The sequence below is a fragment of the Paraburkholderia sp. genome, from assembly GCF_049581445.1.
Taxonomy (GTDB): Bacteria; Pseudomonadota; Gammaproteobacteria; order Burkholderiales; family Burkholderiaceae; genus Paraburkholderia.
Window position 1 is genome coordinate 1 of sequence record NZ_JBAURZ010000261.1, and the last position, 1,697, is coordinate 1,697.

Sequence of the window (1,697 nt, forward strand, 5' to 3'; positions counted from 1 at the left end):
TTGTATGGCGCGGTGGCGACCGAGCGCGGTACCGCCTACGCGTGGCAGGCAGCGGTCAAGCTGCTGGGCGGGCGGCTCACCGGCACGCTGGAAGGCGGGGCGCTCGTCAACGGATTGCGGCTGCGTCAGGTGGAGTGGCGCAGTCTCGATGGCAGCGGGACCGATATCAAGGTCGATCGCGTCGACGGACGCTGGGCGGTGACCGGGCGGCCGTGGCGTTTTGCGATCGACTATCTGCATGTGGGGACTGTCGATGCGCGGATCGGCTCAGCGTCGTCTAGCAGCAGCGCACCGATGAGCTTGCCGAAAGAGCTGCGCTTACCGATGCAAGTCGAGATGCGCGATGTGCGGGTCGACACCCTGCTGCTGCACCAGGGCGGCTCGACAGCGGAGTATTCGCATTTCATCTTTCATGGCCGCAGCGACGGGCGACATCATGAAGCCGCCATCGATCAGCTCGATACCCCGTTTGGCTCGGTCACGGCTTCGGCGAAGCTCGACGGCGTGCGGCCGTTTCCGCTGACAGGCGATATTGGCTACTCGGGCAAGGTCAACGAGGAGCCGGTGCAGGTCAGCGGCCATCTGAGCGGCACGCTCGAAACGCTCGTGGCCGAACTGGACGCGAGCGGCATGAAGCTCGCGGGGCATGCGCGGGTTGAGGCGACGCCGTTTGCGGACGTGCCGCTGCAGCGCGCGACCCTGACCTTCGATCACATCAATCCGCAGGCCTTCGCGCCCGGTGCGCCGCTTGCCGATCTGGCGGTGCGCGCCGAGTTGCATCCGGTTGTGGGTGGCGCGGAAGGGGGCGCGGGTGGTGCGAGCGAGGCCTCCGCAACAGCGAACATCTCAGCCGCAGCGAGCGCGGCGAACCCCACGGCGACGGCCAGCCCAACGGCGCATTCCGCCGCCGGCTTTGTCGTTGCCGGCCAGGTGTCGATCATCAACGCCAAACCTGGCGCCATCGACGAGCATTTGTTGCCGCTGATCGAAGCGCATGCCGACGTACGCCTCGCCGCCCACGCCCAGAGCGTGTCGAACCTGAACGTGCGCCTGGTCAAGAACGCCACGATCACCGGCTCGGGCGCGCTGTCGGGCAAGCGCGGGCAAGTTGATCTGCATGTGGCTGGCCTCGATCTGAATGCACTCGAAGCGAGTGTGCGTCCGACCCAGCTCGCTGGCCCGATCGGGATTCGGCTGAACGACGATGTACAAAGCATCACGCTCGATCTGGCCGACCCCAAGGCCGCGCTCCGTGCGCAGGGCAAGGTCATATTCGACCCGGCACGCATGAGCTTTAACGATGTGCGGATCACCTCGGGTCGCGGGCGGATCGATCTGTCCGGCGCCATCAAGCACGACGCGAGTTCCACTTACAACCTCAAGGCGCAACTAACCGATTTCGACCCGCTCGGGCTGACTTCGCAGATGCCGTCGCGTTCACCGGCGAGCGGCGCGTCGAAGGGCAAGGGCGGTGGTCTGGCGAGCGCGGCACCGGAAGGCAAGGGCGGTGGTCTGGCGAGCGCCGAGTCGAACAGCAGGGGCCACAGTCCAGCGAAAGCAATGCCCGCGAAGCGCCCGGCGCCCGCCGCTTCGCCAAAGATCCAGGCACGCGTCAACGGCACGCTGACGGCGGCCGGCGTGCTCGGCCCGACGTTCACAACCAAGGCCGAGTTCAAGCTCGGTGACAGTGTTTACAA

Annotated in this window: 1 pseudogene; it reads left to right on the forward strand. The window is 66.5% G+C overall.

Annotation, left to right across the window (positions count from 1 at the left end):
- Window positions 1-1,697: pseudogene (locus tag WCA85_RS22210) on the forward strand (translocation/assembly module TamB domain-containing protein); the annotation flags it as partial.